Raw genomic sequence first — 15299 nt, forward strand, 5'->3', positions numbered from 1 at the left:
GGAGCCTCCTGGGTCTCCTTGGCCCTGTGGGGCCCGGGAGTACGCCGCGGAACCTCCTCCGTCCCCCTGGTCCTGTGGGGCCCGATGCTCGGCATCCCGACGTACGCGGAGTGGCACCGTTGCGGGGACGTGGACGAGCGGCCCACTACTGCCGCGGGCGGTACGGGGTAGGCGGTCATCCAGGGGCCCGGTGTCCCCCCGGCGAAGTCGGCCGCTCGCGCCCGGTGACGTCGTCCCCGCCCGGACTCCTCCGGCGGGGCCGCTCGCCACCCGGCGGGGCCCGCTCGCGACTGCGGCGTACCGGGCGTCCGGCGGCGTGGAGGGGCACCTGGGCATGACCGAGCGGCGGCTATGTACTAGAGTTATCTCGACATCGAGATATCTGCCGAGGCGCACCACAGCCGCCGCCCGGTAAGGGTTACCTAACTAATCCTTACCTTAGCGGATGGTCGGGACCGTGTACGGCAAACGCGGCGCCGGCTTCCAATGAGGCGCGGCGCGGAGATACGCGCACATTGAAGAAGGAGACTGTCGTGTCGGCGAACAGCTTCGACGCCCGCAGCACGCTGCGCGTGGGCGACGAGTCGTACGAGATCTTCAAGCTGGACAAGGTAGAGGGCTCCGCGCGCCTCCCGTACAGCCTGAAGGTCCTGCTGGAGAACCTGCTCCGTACCGAGGACGGCGCGAACATCACCGCCGACCACATCCGGGCCATCGGTGGCTGGGACTCCCAGGCGCAGCCCAGCCAGGAGATCCAGTTCACGCCGGCCCGCGTGATCATGCAGGACTTCACCGGCGTGCCGTGCGTCGTGGACCTCGCCACCATGCGTGAGGCCGTCAAGGAGCTCGGCGGCGACCCGGCGAAGATCAACCCGCTGGCCCCGGCCGAGCTGGTCATCGACCACTCCGTCATCGCCGACAAGTTCGGCACGAAGGAAGCCTTCGGCCAGAACGTCGAGCTGGAGTACGGCCGCAACAAGGAGCGCTACCAGTTCCTGCGCTGGGGCCAGACCGCCTTCGACGAGTTCAAGGTCGTCCCCCCGGGCACCGGCATCGTCCACCAGGTGAACATCGAGCACCTGGCGCGTACGGTCATGGTCCGGGGCGGCCAGGCGTACCCCGACACCCTCGTCGGCACCGACTCGCACACCACCATGGTCAACGGCCTCGGCGTGCTGGGCTGGGGCGTCGGCGGCATCGAGGCCGAGGCCGCGATGCTCGGCCAGCCGGTCTCCATGCTCATCCCGCGCGTCGTCGGCTTCAAGCTGACCGGCGAGCTCCCGGCCGGCACCACCGCCACCGACCTCGTGCTGACCATCACCGAGATGCTCCGCAAGCACGGCGTCGTCGGCAAGTTCGTCGAGTTCTACGGTGAGGGCGTCGCCGCCACCTCGCTCGCCAACCGCGCCACCATCGGCAACATGTCGCCGGAGTTCGGCTCCACCGCCGCGATCTTCCCGATCGACGGCGAGACCCTGAACTACCTGCGCCTGACCGGCCGCGACGCCCAGCAGGTCGCCCTCGTCGAGGCGTACGCCAAGGAGCAGGGCCTCTGGCTGGACCCGGCCGCCGAGCCGGACTTCTCCGAGAAGCTGGAGCTCGACCTCTCCACGGTCGTCCCCTCCATCGCCGGCCCGAAGCGCCCGCAGGACCGCATCGTCCTGGCCAACGCCGCGCAGCAGTTCTCCTCGGACGTCCGCAACTACGTCTCCGACACCGGTGTCGACGAGGCGGGCAAGGAGTCCTTCCCGGCCTCCGACGCCCCGGCCGTCTCCAACGGCGTCCCGTCGAACCCGACCACCGTCACGGCCCCCGACGGCTCCACGTACGAGATCGACCACGGCGCCGTCACCGTCGCCGCGATCACCTCCTGCACCAACACCTCGAACCCCTACGTCATGGTCGCCGCCGCGCTCGTGGCGAAGAAGGCGGTCGAGAAGGGCCTGACCCGCAAGCCGTGGGTCAAGACCACCCTCGCCCCGGGCTCGAAGGTCGTCACCGACTACTTCGACAAGGCGGGCCTGACCCCGTACCTCGACAAGGTCGGCTTCAACCTCGTCGGCTACGGCTGCACCACCTGCATCGGCAACTCCGGCCCGCTGCCGGACGAGGTCTCCAAGGCGGTCAACGAGAACGACCTCGCGGTCACCTCGGTGCTCTCCGGCAACCGCAACTTCGAGGGCCGGATCAACCCCGACGTCAAGATGAACTACCTGGCGTCCCCGCCGCTGGTCGTCGCGTACGCCATCGCCGGTTCGATGAAGGTCGACATCACCAAGGACGCCCTCGGCACCGACCAGGACGGCAAGCCGGTCTACCTGACCGACATCTGGCCCTCCGAGGCCGAGGTCAACGACGTCGTGGCGAACGCCATCGGCGAGGACATGTTCAACAAGTCCTACCAGGACGTCTTCGCGGGCGACGCCCAGTGGCAGGCGCTGCCGATCCCGACCGGCAACACCTTCGAGTGGGACTCCGAGTCCACCTACGTGCGCAAGCCCCCGTACTTCGAGGGCATGACGATGGAGACGACCCCGGTCGAGGACATCACCGGCGCCCGGGTGCTCGCCAAGCTCGGCGACTCGGTCACCACCGACCACATCTCCCCGGCCGGCGCCATCAAGGCCGACACCCCGGCCGGCAAGTACCTCACGGAGCACGGCATCGAGCGCCGTGACTTCAACTCCTACGGCTCGCGCCGAGGGAACCACGAGGTCATGATCCGCGGCACGTTCGCCAACATCCGCCTGCGCAACCAGATCGCGCCGGGCACCGAGGGCGGCTACACCCGCGACTTCACCCGGTCCGCCGAAGGTGACGGAGGGGCCCCGGTGTCGTTCATCTACGACGCCTCGCAGAACTACCAGGCCGCCGGCACCCCGCTCGTGATCCTCGCGGGCAAGGAGTACGGCTCCGGCTCGTCCCGTGACTGGGCCGCCAAGGGCACCGCGCTCCTGGGCGTCAAGGCCGTCATCGCCGAGTCCTACGAGCGCATCCACCGCTCGAACCTCATCGGCATGGGCGTCCTCCCGCTCCAGTTCCCCGAGGGCCAGACCGCCGAGACCCTAGGTCTCACCGGCGAGGAGACCTTCTCCTTCACCGGCGTCACCGAGCTGAACGACGGCACCACCCCGCGCACCGTCAAGGTCACCACCGACACCGGTGTGGAGTTCGACGGCGTCGTGCGCATCGACACCCCCGGCGAGGCGGACTACTACCGCAACGGCGGCATCCTGCAGTACGTGCTCCGCAGCCTGATCCGCAAGTAGACGGACCGGACCGAGCAGGAAGGGCCGCACCCCGGGGCAACCCGGGGTGCGGCCCTTCCGCGTACCGCCGAGAGCCCTGGCGGACCGTCACAGCAGATGCCGGTCGACTGTGCCGATCCGGCACTCCGTGTCCGCGGCCACCTCCCCGGAACCCTGGGCCCTGACCTCGACCGACGCGCCGGGGGCGATCTCCTCGGTGGTCGCGATGCCGTCGGACACCACGGCGCCGTCCGCGTCCAGGAACGCGATGGTCACGATGTACGCCGCCGGACTCCCGGACCTGTTCACGATCTTCAGGTCCGCGTGTGGCCAGCCGATGGAGGAGTCGCGCGTGCACGTCGTTATCGTGACGTCCTTCTCGGCGGGCGGCCCGGGCTCCGCGGGCTCCATCGGCTCCTCCTCGTACGGCTCCGCGTAGGGCGCGTCCGACCGCGGCGGCAGCGCGATGGAGTCCGAGACCGAGTCCATCAACGCGTAGACGAGCGCCACCATCGCTCCCGCAACGACCAGCCCACCGCCCACGGCGAGCGTCACGATCAGCCCGGTGCGCTGCTTGCCCGGAGGCGGGGCGGGGGCAGCCCACGGTGAGAGCGGTGGCGCACCGGCGGGAGACCGGTGGTCCGGCTGCGGCTGTTCGGGCGGCGGAGGCGGAAAGGTGTCGGACATACGGTCCCCCCACGGGAAAGTGATCAGCTGAGGGGCTTACCGTACGTGGCCCCACCAGCCCCAACCGCACCACCTGTACAGAAAGCGAACGGACCCCATGGGCGAGCTGATCCTCATCCGGCACGGCGAGACCGCATGGTCCCGTTCCGGACAGCACACGAGCTACACCGACCTGCCGCTCACCGACGCCGGGGAGCGCCAGGCCCGCGCGCTCGTCCCGCTGCTGGCCGACCGGAACATCGGGCTCACCCTCGTCAGCCCGATGATCCGGGCCCGCCGCACCGCCGAGCTGGCCGGACTCCCCGCACCCGGGGTCACCCCCGAGCTGCGGGAGTGGGACTACGGCGGCTACGAGGGCATCACCACCCCGGCGATCCGCCGCACCCGGCCCTTCTGGAACCTGTGGACCGACGGCGTGGACCCCGGCTCCGACGAGCACCCCGGTGAGAGCCCCGACCAGATCGGGCAGCGGGCCGACCAGGTCCTCGCGGGCGTCCGGTCCGCCGCCGACGGGATCGGGAGCGCGGACATCGCGCTCGTCGCGCACTCGCACTTCCTGCGCGTCCTCACCGCCCGCTACCTCGGTCTGACCCCGGCCGAGGGGCGCCTCTTCCAGCTCGCCACCGGCGCCCTCTCCCGGCTCGGCACCGAACACGGCCGGCCGGTCGTCGCCGCCCTGAACGTCGCGCTGCCCGAAAGCCTTCTGGACAGCCTCGGCGAGAACCGCTGACACGCCGGCGGCCGGCACCCCGCCCTCCGGGGTACCGGCCGCCGATGCCCATCACGTACGGGTCAGGAGAGCAGCTCCACCTCCGCGAGCGTCGCCGAACCCGTCAGCACCAGCCGGTACTTCGTGTACGAGCCGGGCTTCGCCACCGAGAACACCCGGGTCTGCCTGTCCCAGGCGAACGACTGGCCCGAGCGGCGGTCGACGTCCTTCCACTCCCTGCCGTCCGCCGAACCCTGGAGCGTCCACCCCTGCGGGGCCTTGTCCGCCGCCGCCGAGGTCAGCGTGTACTGGACGCCCTTCGTGGCCGAGGCCACCGGCAGCTCCACCGACGACTCCACCGTCGCCGAGGTGGCCGAGGTGTCGTCGAACAGCGCGCCGTCACCCTTCAGCGCGTCGCCCTTGGGCGTGGGGACCCGGTCGTCCTTCTGCACCGAGACCGGGGCGGCGTCCTTGCCCGTGCCCCAGGCCGACGGCTTCGGGCCCATGGCGAACTCCAGCGTGCCGCCCTTGGCCAGCACGTCGTGGGGGAGCGCCGTGGAGGTCCACTTCTTGCCGTTGACCTTCACGCCCTGCACGTAGATGTTCTCGTCGCTGTTCTTCGGGGCCTTCACGGTCAGCTTGCGGCCGTTGTCCATGCGGACGGTGACCTCTCTGAAGAGCGGCGAGCCGATCGCGTACTCCCCGCTGCCCATCACCAGCGGGTAGAAGCCGAGCGAGGAGAAGAGGAACCAGGCCGACTGCTCGCCGTTGTCCTCGTCGCCGTGGATGCCCTGCCCGATCTCGCTGCCGACGTACAGGCGGCCCAGCACCTCGCGGACCTTCTCCTGCGTCTTGTACGGCTGCGAGGCCGCGTTGTACATGTACGTGGCGTGGTGGGCGACCTGGTTGCTGTGGCCGTACTGGCCCATCCGCACGTCCCGTGCCTCGGTCATCTCGTGGATGACCCCGCCGTAGCTGCCGACGAACTCCGGGCCCGCCGTCTCCGGCGTCGAGAAGTACGTGTCCAGCTTCTTGCCCAGACCGGCCCGGCCGCCGTACAGGTTGGCCAGGCCCCGGCTGTCCTGCGGGGCGGTGAAGGCGTAGCCCCAGCCGTTGGTCTCGGTGTAGTCGTAGCCCCAGACGCGCGGGTCGTACTGGTCCGAGGGCAGGCGCCAGTCGCCGTTCGGCTTCTTGCCCTGGAAGAACCCGGCCTTGCCGTCGAAGAGCTTGACGTACTTCTGCGCCCGGTTCATGAAGTACTCGGACTCCTCCTTGTACCGCGCCTTCTTCGTCTTCCTGTACAGCTCCTGGCCCATGCGGGCGATGCCGTAGTCGTTGACGTAGCCCTCCAGGGACCAGGACAGGCCCTCGTGGGTGGCCGTGTCGGCGTACCCCGTGAAGACCGAGGTCTCCAGGCCCTTGCGGCCGACGCCGGAGGACGGCGGGGCCACGGTGGCGTTCTTGAGCGCCGCGTCGTAGGCCGCCTCGGCGTCGAACTCCACGCCCTTGACGTACGCGTCGGCGAACGCCACGTCCGAGCTGGTGCCGGTCATCAGGTCCGCGTAGCCGGGGGAGGACCAGCGCGAGGTCCAGCCGCCGTCCTTGTAGTGCTGGACGAAGCCGTCCACCAGCTCGCCGGCCTTCTTCGGGGAGAAGAAGGAGTACGCGGGCCAGGTCGTGCGGTAGGTGTCCCAGAAGCCGTTGTTGACGTACACCTCGCCGTCGACGATCTTCGCGCCCGTCCGCGTCGGGGTGTTCTCACCGGTCGCCTTGGAGAAGGGGCTGGCGTACCTGTTCTTGCCCTTCACCTTCTCGTGGCCCGAGTTCGGGTAGAGGTAGAGCCGGTAGAGGCTGGAGTAGAGCGTCGTCAGCTGGTCGGCGTTCGCGCCCTCGACCTCGACCGTCCCGAGGACGTCGTCCCAGGCGCCCTGCGCCCTGCGCTGCACCCGGTCGAAGGAGGCCGACTCCGGGATCTCCATCGCCAGGTTCTGCTTCGCCTGGTCGACGCCGATCAGCGAGGTGGCCAGCCGCAGGTTGACCGTGCGGTCCTTGCCCGCGTCGAAGCGGAAGAACCCGGTGACGTCGTCGCCCCCGCCGCCCTTCAGCCTGCCGCTGTCGGTGACCGGCGCGTCGAAGACGCCGTACACGAACATCCGGGTCGCACCGGTGGACAGGCCGCTCCTGACGTCCGTGAAGCCCGAGAACGAGCTGGTCTTCGGGTCCAGGGTGATGCCGCCGTCGTTCGACACGTTGTCGAAGATCAGGCTGGCGTCCTTGCCCGGATAGGTGAACCGCATCCGGGCCGCGTGGTCGGTCGGCGTCATCTCGGCCTTGAGGCCGTTCTCGAACGTGACGCCGTAGTAGTGCGGCTTCGCCGTCTCGTTCTCGTGCCGGAAGGGCAGTGCGCGGGCGGTGCGGGAGGCGTCCGGGGTGCCGCTCGCGGTCGAGGGCATCAGCTGGAACGTCTGCCGGTCGCCCATCCACGGACTCGGCTCATGGCTCGCGCCGAAGGCCTGGAACGTGGGGAGGTTGTCCGCGTTGTTGCCCCGGTGGTAGTCGTACAGCCAGCTCAGCGAACCGGCGTTGGTCACCGGCGTCCAGAAGTTGAAGCCGTGCGGGACCGCCGTGGCCGGAATGTTGTTGCCGCGCGAGAAGCCGCCGCTGGAGTTGGTGCCGCGGGTCGTCAGCGCGTAGTCCGACAGGTGCGCCTTGCGCTTCTCGGGCTTCTTCGGGGCGATCGTGATGTCGTCGATCCAGCCCTGGAACTTCGCCTTCCCCTTGGGGGAGTCGTACGCCACCAGGATCCGGTCGACCGTCTTGCCCGCGGCGACCGTGCCGAGGCGGGCGGCGACCTTGTTCCACTGGTTCACGTAGAGGCGCTTGGCGTCCGCCTGGCCCTGCGGGGTCAGCAGCCCGCCGTGGCTGTCGGTGGCCTTCAGCTCGCTCAGGTACGTGCCGTCGGTGAAGGCCAGGTCCACCGCGACGTGCGTGGCCGGATAGTTCAGGTCGGTCTCGCCCATCTGCGGATAGACGAGGTAGGACAGCTCGGTGTCCTTGGTGACGGCCGTGTTCACGTCGAAGATCTTGTTGTACGAGTACGCGCGTCCGTCGGGCGTGTGCGTGCCCGCGTAACGCAGTGCCTTCTTTCCGGTGAATCCCGCACCCGACTTCGCGGTGGGGGAGCCGGAGGGGCCGCGGTCGGGCTGGCTGCGCATCTCCTCGGGCACCGGGGCCGAGGAGTCACCGTTCGAGAACTGAACGTCGGCGAGCTGGAGGGCGTCCGCGCCGTTGTTCGCGGTGATCTCCAGACGGAGGTGCGGGTAGGCGGTCTCGCTCGCGAAGTCGTACGTCTTCGTCTCGTGCCGCTTGGCGAAGGACTCGCCGGTGCGGGTGTCGAGGTCGGTCCACTCCTTGCCGTCCGCCGAGCCCTGGAGCGTCCAGTCCTTCGGGTCGCGCTCCGCGTGGTCGTTGGCCGAAGTGAGCGCGTACGTCACGACCTTGACGGGTTCGTCCAGGTCGAACTCCACCCAGCCGGTCTTCGCGAACGTCAGCCACTTGGAGCCCGGCTCGACGTCGACGAGGTTCTCCTTGACCTCGCCGCCCGCGGTGTTCTCGGCGCTCGCGCGGACCTCCGTCACCCGGTCGGTGACGTTGCCCGGTATGCCGGAGGAGAAGCCCCCGTCGACGCCGGAGGACCGCTTCTCGCCGTCGGGGCCCTCCTCGACGGTGTTGCGCCAGTCCGGCTGCTTCTCGTCCGCCTCGAACGAGGTGCTGAACGTCCGGTCGCCGGAGGGCTTCCGGTCCGGCGCGGAGGGCTGGGCGGTGGCGACCGCGGGGGCGATCACCACCAGGGCGAGGGAGGCCGCCAGGGCCGCCGCTGTGGGGGTCCGTCTCCGGCGGGGAGCCGGGCGGGGGACCGCGTGAGGGTCCTGGTCGGATCCGTGATTGAGGCCGCGTGGTGGCTGCATGCCGAGCCGTTCCTCCCCGGGAAAATGCCTGGACAACGTTGTCATAGTGGGATGCAAGGTCCAGTAGGGAGCCAAGTGGCTGGACGTGTCAAGGGTGTTGCCGCGAGGCCCCTCGGCGAATCGGCCGGAATGCGGAAATAGTCGCCGCGGGGGGAGGGCGCGGGGTGCCGAGGTGTCCGTGAGGTCTCAACTCGGGAAAGACTGCCGCCCAAACCTGCATTCGATCTTGCTCAGTTGGCGACGAGTGGACTATACCTGTCGGCACCTGCACGGCCGCTTCACGCGGACGTGCGCGCGGGGGAATCAGTGACGGTCGCGAGGACGCCAGGGGTGTCCTCGCTGTACGGTCTTCCGGCATCCCCACTGCACCGGCCCGTCCGGTACATCTGCATATCCGCATGACCCAAGCGCAATTGACCGCGGTGGCGGGGCCCTTCGCCTGAGGCGAGTTTCGACGGGTGACCGGCACACCGCCTGAGTCCTGGAGAAGGCGAGGACTTGAGCATGGGATCCACCTCCGCCCACAACAATGAGGGCCTTGGCCGTCGCGATCTGATCAAGCGTTCTGCCGCACTCGGCCTGATCGCTGTTCCGACGATGAGCTTCCTGTCCGCCTGCGCGAGCGGCGACAGCAGCAGCGACGACAAGGTCGAAAAGGGCGAAAAGACCGAGAAGAACCCGCTGGCCGTCAACGGCAGCGCACCGCTGGACATCGTGATCTTCGACGGCGGCTTCGGCACCAAGTACGCCGAGGACGCCAAGGCCGTCTACGAGAAGACCTATCCCGAGGCGAAGGTCAAGTTCTCCGCGACGCAGAAGATCCAGTCGGTTCTTCAGCCGCGGTTCAACGGTGGTACCCCGCCGGACCTGATCGACAACTCCGGTGCGCAGCAGATGGACATGGGCGTCCTGGTCGGCAAGAAGCAGCTCACCGACCTGACCCCGCTGCTCGACGCCCCCTCCATCGACGACCCCGCCAAGAAGGTCCGCGACACCCTGCGGCCCGGCATCATCGAGATGGGCCAGTTCGACGGCGACCCGGTCTGGATCATGTACTACGCGTACACGGTCTACGGTGTCTGGTACTCGCAGACCGCGCTGGAGAAGCTCGACGCCACGTACCCGGAGACCTGGGACGACATGCTCGCGCTCTGCGCGAAGGCGAAGAAGAAGGGCATCGCCGGCTGGACCTACCCCGGCAAGCACCCCTACTACCTCCCCTTCTCGCTGTACCCCTTCATCGGCAAGATCGGCGGCGTCGAGGTCCTCGACGCGATCGACAACCTGGAGCCGAAGGCCTGGGAGCACCCGGCGGTCAAGGCGGCCTTCGACGCGTACTACGAGCTCGTCGCCAAGGACTACATCCTGGAGGGCACCCCGGGTCTGGACCACCGCGGCTCCCAGGGCGCGTGGGCCCGCGGCAAGGCGCTGTTCATCCCGAACGGCTCCTGGGTCGAGAACGAGGAAGCGGCGATCATCCCCAAGGACTTCAAGCTGTCCGTGGGCGCTCCCTCCAGCCTCGACTCCTCGGACAAGCTGCCCTTCGGCACCCTCTGGGCGTCCGGCGGCGAGCCGTTCATCGTCCCGAGCAAGGCGAAGAACCCCGAGGGCGGCATGGAGCAGCTGCGCATCATGCTCAGCGAGGACTCCTCGAAGTCCTTCACGTCGAGCACCAAGTCGCTCTCCGCCTTCAACGGCGGCACGGACGGCATCGAGCTCTCCGACGGTCTCAAGTCCGGTGTCGCCGCGCTGGAGAAGGCCGGCACCAACGTGGTCAACCCGCGCCTGCAGGACTGGTACGTGAAGCTCCAGAAGGAGCAGATCGGCGTCGCCGCGCTCGGCGAGATGATGGCGGGCCGCGCCAAGCCGGCCGAGACCATCAAGAAGATCCAGGCCTTCGCCGACGCGACCGCCAAGGACCAGTCCATCAAGCACTTCAAGCACCAGTGACCACGCGTCACCAGCGGCGGGCAGCACGGGAAGGTCGGAGTCGGTAACGATGCAACACGGTAAATACCGGTTCATAGTCGGGTTCTTGGTGGTCCCGATGGCGTTGTACGTCATCTTCGTCATCTGGCCCTTCATCCAGTCCATCTACTACTCGTTCACGGACTGGACGGGGCTGAGTCCCGACTTCAAGATGGTCGGGTTCGACAACTACACCAAGATGCTCGACGACGACATCTTCTGGAAATCGCTGCAGCACAGCGTGATGCTGGCCATTCTGCTGCCGCTGGTGACGCTCGGGCTCGCGCTCTTCTTCGCCTTCATGCTCAACGTGGGCGGGCGGCGCCGCAAGGGCGCCGCCATCGCCGGCGTACGCGGCTCCGGCTTCTACAAGATCGCCTACTTCTTCCCGCAGGTGCTCTCGATCGCGATCGTGGCCATCCTGTTCCAGTTCGCCTTCGACCCGGCCCAGGGCATGATCAACGGCACGCTCAAGGCCGTGGGCTTCGACGACGTGCCGACCTGGCTCGGGGATCCGCAACTGGCCCTGTGGGTCGTGATGGCGGTCCTCGTCTGGTGCACCACCGGCTTCTTCGTGGTGCTGTTCTCCGCGGGCATGGCCTCCATCCCCAAGGACTTCTACGAAGCCGCCCTGCTGGACGGGGCGAGCCGCTTCACGACCTTCTTCCGGATCACGCTGCCCCTGCTGTGGGACACGGTCCAGTCCGGCTGGGTCTACATGGGCATCCTGGCGCTCGGCGCCGAGGGCTTCGCGATCGTCCACATCATGAGCGTCGGTCCCGGTGGGCCCGACTACTCGACCACCGTCCTGCCGCTGTACGTGTACCAGTCGGCGTTCCGTGACGGACAGGCGGGCTACGCGACCACGATCGGTGTCGCCCTGCTCATCGTGACGCTGGCGTTCGCCGCCATCGTCATGCGGGTGGGCCGGCGCGAGCGGCTGGAGTTCTGATGAAGACCACTGACACCCCTCCCCCCGGGCCCTCCGACGCCCACGCGGCGACCGTCCCGGCCCAGCGCACCGGGCCGGTGGGCAAGGGCGCCTCCGCCCCCGCGAAGAAGAGTGAGGGCCAGGTCCTCAACGTCTTCTCGCACGGGGTGCTGATCCTGTGGGCGATCATGGTCGTCCTGCCGCTGTTCTGGGCGGTGATGTCCTCGTTCAAGACCGACGCGGACATCTTCAACACCCCGTGGTCGCTGCCCGGTTCACTGAACTTCGACAGCTGGGGCCGGGCCTGGAGCCAGGCCCACATGAGCGAGTACTTCCTCAACACCATCCTGGTGGTGGGCGGGTCGCTCACGGGCACCCTGGTCCTCGGGTCCATGGCCGCCTACGTGCTCGCGCGCTTCGAGTTCCCGGGCAACCGGTTCATTTACTTCTTGTTCGTCGGCGGCATGAGCTTCCCGGTCATGCTGGCGCTGGTCCCGTTGTTCTACGTCATGGACAACATGGGGCTGCTGAACACGATCCACGGCCTGATCCTGGTGTACATCGCCTACTCGCTGCCGTTCACCGTGTTCTTCCTGACCTCGTTCTTCCGGACGCTGCCGACCTCGGTGGCGGAGGCGTCGATCATCGACGGGGCCTCGCACACCCGTACGTTCTTCCAGGTCATGCTGCCGATGGCCAGGCCCGGCCTGATCAGCGTCGGCATCTTCAACTTCCTGGGGCAGTGGAACCAGTACATGCTGCCCACCGTGCTGAACACCGACCCGGACAAGCGGGTGCTGGCCCAGGGCCTGGTGGAGCTGGCCTCCAGCCAGGGCTACAAGGGCGACTACTCCGGCCTCTTCGCCGGGCTGGTGATCGCGATGCTGCCGGTGCTGGCGGCGTACATCATCTTCCAGCGCCAGGTCGTCTCCGGCCTGACGGCGGGCGCCCTGAAGTAGCCCGCGACGCGCGTACGGCCCGGTGCCCCGGCGGAATCCCTCCGCCGGGGCACTGGGCCGTTGTGGTGTGCACGTGCTCAGGTCTTGACGGGAGGCACCCCCGAACGGTGAGCTTAGAGTTCACATGTTGGAGGAAGCCGGGGTCTCATCGCTGCGGCCCCGGCCGGGGCGGTCTTCAGGACCGCCCGCCAAGGGCAGGAGTGGATGAGTCGATGGAGACTCCCGGGTCGCAGACATCGCTGCACAGGGCCAATCTGGAGCGGGTCGTCCGCGCCGTACGGATGGCGGGATCGCTCACCCAGGCGGAGATCGCCCGGAGCACGGGCCTCTCCGCGGCCACCGTCTCCAATATCGTCCGGGAGCTGAAGGACGGCGGAACGGTCGAGGTCACTCCCACCTCGGCGGGCGGCCGGCGGGCCCGCAGCGTCTCGCTCAGCGGCGACGCCGGCATCGTCATCGGCGTCGACTTCGGCCATACGCACCTGCGCGTCGCCGTCGGCAACCTCGCCCACCAGGTGCTTGCCGAGGAGTCCGAGCCGCTGGACGTCGACGCCTCGTCCGCCGAGGGCTTCGACCGCGCGGAAGTGCTGGTCAAGCGGTTGATCGAGGCCACCGGCATCGGCCCGGACAAGGTGATCGGCATCGGACTCGGCGTACCGGGCCCCATCGACGTCGAGTCCGGCACCCTGGGCTCCACCTCGATCCTGCCGGGCTGGACCGGCATCAATCCCAGCGAGGAGCTCTCCGGCCGCCTCGGCGTGCCCGTGTACGTCGACAACGACGCCAACCTCGGGGCGCTCGGCGAGCTGGTCTGGGGGAGCGGGCGGGGCGTCAAGGACCTCGCCTACATCAAGGTGGCCAGCGGTGTCGGCGCCGGCCTGGTGATCGACGGGACCATCTACCGGGGCCCCGGCGGCACGGCCGGCGAGATCGGGCACATCACGCTCGACGAGTCGGGCCCGGTGTGCCGCTGCGGCAACCGCGGCTGCCTGGAGACCTTCACGGCCGCCCGCTACGTCCTGCCGCTGCTCCAGCCCAGCCACGGCCCCGGGCTCACCATGGAGCGGGTGGTCCAGCTGGCCCGGGAGGGCGATCCGGGCTGCCGCCGGGTGATCGGTGACGTGGGCCGCCACATAGGCAGCGGCGTGGCCAACCTGTGCAATCTGCTCAACCCGAGCCGGGTCGTGCTCGGCGGCTCGCTGGCGGAGGCCGGGGAGCTGGTCCTGGGGCCCATACGGGACTCCGTGTCGCGTTACGCGATCCCCAGCGCCGCGCGGCAGCTCTCGGTGCTGCCCGGCGCGCTCGGCGGGCGGGCCGAGGTGCTGGGCGCACTCGCCCTGGTGCTCAGCGAGATGGGGGATTCGACCCTTTTGGAGAGCACCCTCCCCACGGCCACTCCTGCCTTCACTTAGATAACGGATGGCACCGTTGTCATCTCGTTAAGGATTTACTCCTTGACGCTGACGCTGGGGCCGAGTTGACTTCCAGCCACCTCGGCCGCAACGTCGCGGCCTCGTCAGGGAGGTTCGAGAATGAACACGCGTATGCGTCGTGCCGCCGTTGCCGTTGCCGCCACCACGATGGCGATGTCGCTGGCCGCCTGCGGGAGTGCCAAGGAGTCCGGCGACAAGGCCGAAGGAGGTTCGGAGAAGAAGGGCGACGACCTGAAGATAGGTCTGCTCCTCCCCGAGAACCAGACGGCCCGTTACGAGAAGTTCGACCGGCCGATCATCGAGAAGAAGATCAGCGAGTTGACCGGCGGCAAGGGGAAGGTCACCTACGCCAACGCCAAGCAGGATGCGAACGCGCAGGCCCAGCACGTCGACACCATGATCACCAACAAGGTCGACGCGCTCATCGTGGGCGCCGTGGACTCCAAGGCGATCGCCAACAGCATCAAGAAGGCCAAGGACGCCGGCATCCCCGTCGTCGCCTTCGACCGTCTCGCCGAGGGCCCCATCGACGCCTACACCTCCTTCGACAACGAAGAGGTCGGCCGGGCCCAGGGCACCGCCCTGCTGGAGGCCCTGGGCGACAAGGCCGACGGCGGCACGATCGTGATGATGAACGGTGCGATCACCGACCCGAACGCCGCCCTCTTCAAGAAGGGCGCCAAGTCGGTCCTCGACGGCAAGGTGAAGTACGGCAAGGAGTACGACACCAAGGAGTGGAAGCCGGAGAACGCCAACGCCAACATGGAAGCGGCGATCACCGCGCTCGGCAAGGACAAGATCGACGGCGTCTACTCCGCCAACGACGGCATGGCGGGCGGCATCATCACCGCCCTCAAGGGCGCCGGCATCTCGCCGCTGCCGCCGGTCACCGGCCAGGACGCCGAACTGGCGGGCGTGCAGCGCATCGTCACCGGTGAGCAGTTCATGAGCGTCTACAAGTCCTACCCGGCCGAGGGCATCGTCGCCGCGGAGATGGCCGTCGCCCTCGCCAAGGGCGAGAAGCTCGACTCCATCGCCACCTCCAAGGTCGACAGCGCCACCACGAAGGGCATCCCGACGGTCCTCGTCCCGGTCGTCTCGCTGACCAAGGACAACATCAAGGACACCGTCATCAAGGACGGCATCTGGACGCTGGACGAGATCTGCTCGGCCAAGTACAAGGCCTCCTGCGACAAGATCGGTCTGAAGTAGTCCCCAGGGGCCCCGGCCCCGGGAACCCGGCACGCCCCCGAGCCGCCGGGTCCCGCCCGCTCCACCGCCACCCGGCCCGCCGCGCCCGCGCGAGGGCCGGGCGGCCCCACCGCCCGCGCGAGCGTCGGCCCCCGGCCCGCCCGCGCAACGAAGCCTGTCCGGCGTCCCGCACATCAACCGTCCC

Annotated in this window: 9 protein-coding genes; 7 read left to right on the plus strand and 2 right to left on the minus strand. The window is 68.7% G+C overall.

From position 1 onward, the window contains the following. The first annotated feature begins 533 nt into the window (after nucleotides 1–533). On the plus strand, nucleotides 534–3269 hold the full coding sequence (acnA, locus tag DTB53_RS26810; RefSeq protein WP_003965554.1) for an aconitate hydratase AcnA: 2736 nt from the start codon (nucleotides 534–536) through the stop codon (nucleotides 3267–3269). 87 nt (nucleotides 3270–3356) lie between these two features. Here acnA and DTB53_RS26815 read toward each other — a convergent pair whose 3' ends face one another. Beyond that, nucleotides 3357–3935, minus strand: a complete 579-nt coding sequence (locus DTB53_RS26815; protein WP_003965553.1) for an FxLYD domain-containing protein — start codon at nucleotides 3933–3935, stop codon at nucleotides 3357–3359. Between the two features lie 97 nt (nucleotides 3936–4032). Here DTB53_RS26815 and DTB53_RS26820 point away from each other — a divergent pair, with 97 nt between their 5' ends. Then, on the plus strand, nucleotides 4033–4665 hold the full coding sequence (locus tag DTB53_RS26820; RefSeq protein ID WP_012378582.1) for a histidine phosphatase family protein: 633 nt from the start codon (nucleotides 4033–4035) through the stop codon (nucleotides 4663–4665). Between the two features lie 62 nt (nucleotides 4666–4727). On the opposite strand, the gene DTB53_RS26825 is transcribed toward DTB53_RS26820, so the two are convergent. After that, nucleotides 4728–8612, minus strand: a complete 3885-nt coding sequence (locus tag DTB53_RS26825; protein WP_012378581.1) for a GH92 family glycosyl hydrolase — start codon at nucleotides 8610–8612, stop codon at nucleotides 4728–4730. A gap of 504 nt (nucleotides 8613–9116) precedes the next feature. Here DTB53_RS26825 and ngcE point away from each other — a divergent pair. The 5 genes from ngcE to DTB53_RS26850 all read left to right on the plus strand — a co-directional run bounded on the left by ngcE (nucleotide 9117) and on the right by DTB53_RS26850 (nucleotide 15115). After that, complete coding sequence (gene ngcE, locus DTB53_RS26830; RefSeq protein ID WP_042495849.1) at nucleotides 9117–10562, plus strand: N-acetylglucosamine/diacetylchitobiose ABC transporter substrate-binding protein; 1446 nt, start codon at nucleotides 9117–9119, stop codon at nucleotides 10560–10562. A 49-nt stretch (nucleotides 10563–10611) separates the two neighbouring features. Then, nucleotides 10612–11532, plus strand: coding sequence for a carbohydrate ABC transporter permease (locus DTB53_RS26835; RefSeq protein ID WP_012378579.1), 921 nt, complete (start codon nucleotides 10612–10614; stop codon nucleotides 11530–11532). Continuing rightward, nucleotides 11532–12470: a carbohydrate ABC transporter permease gene (locus tag DTB53_RS26840; RefSeq protein ID WP_012378578.1), complete on the plus strand. Its 939-nt coding sequence runs from the start codon at nucleotides 11532–11534 to the stop codon at nucleotides 12468–12470. Before DTB53_RS26835 ends, DTB53_RS26840 begins: the two co-directional genes overlap by 1 nt. Before the next feature lie 212 nt (nucleotides 12471–12682). Continuing rightward, nucleotides 12683–13882, plus strand: a complete 1200-nt coding sequence (locus DTB53_RS26845) for an ROK family transcriptional regulator (RefSeq protein ID WP_003965547.1) — start codon at nucleotides 12683–12685, stop codon at nucleotides 13880–13882. 120 nt (nucleotides 13883–14002) lie between these two features. Next, nucleotides 14003–15115 (plus strand): sugar ABC transporter substrate-binding protein, encoded by a 1113-nt coding sequence (locus tag DTB53_RS26850; RefSeq protein ID WP_003965546.1) that lies wholly within the window; start codon nucleotides 14003–14005, stop codon nucleotides 15113–15115. Nucleotides 15116–15299 lie beyond the last annotated feature (184 nt).

The sequence above is a fragment of the Streptomyces griseus genome (assembly GCF_900460065.1).
Lineage (GTDB): Bacteria > Actinomycetota > Actinomycetes > Streptomycetales > Streptomycetaceae > Streptomyces > Streptomyces griseus.

Excerpts from the sequence above, each read along its gene's own strand:
- DTB53_RS26825 (WP_012378581.1), bottom strand. The coding sequence starts at position 8,612 with ATGCAGCCACCACGCGGCCTCAATCACGGATCCGACCAGGACCCTCAC.
- DTB53_RS26840 (WP_012378578.1), top strand. The coding sequence starts at position 11,532 with ATGAAGACCACTGACACCCCTCCCCCCGGGCCCTCCGACGCCCACGCG.
- DTB53_RS26845 (WP_003965547.1), top strand. The coding sequence starts at position 12,683 with ATGGAGACTCCCGGGTCGCAGACATCGCTGCACAGGGCCAATCTGGAG.
- DTB53_RS26815 (WP_003965553.1), bottom strand. The coding sequence starts at position 3,935 with ATGTCCGACACCTTTCCGCCTCCGCCGCCCGAACAGCCGCAGCCGGAC.
- DTB53_RS26850 (WP_003965546.1), top strand. The coding sequence starts at position 14,003 with ATGAACACGCGTATGCGTCGTGCCGCCGTTGCCGTTGCCGCCACCACG.
- DTB53_RS26820 (WP_012378582.1), top strand. The coding sequence starts at position 4,033 with ATGGGCGAGCTGATCCTCATCCGGCACGGCGAGACCGCATGGTCCCGT.
- ngcE (WP_042495849.1), top strand. The coding sequence starts at position 9,117 with ATGGGATCCACCTCCGCCCACAACAATGAGGGCCTTGGCCGTCGCGAT.
- DTB53_RS26835 (WP_012378579.1), top strand. The coding sequence starts at position 10,612 with ATGCAACACGGTAAATACCGGTTCATAGTCGGGTTCTTGGTGGTCCCG.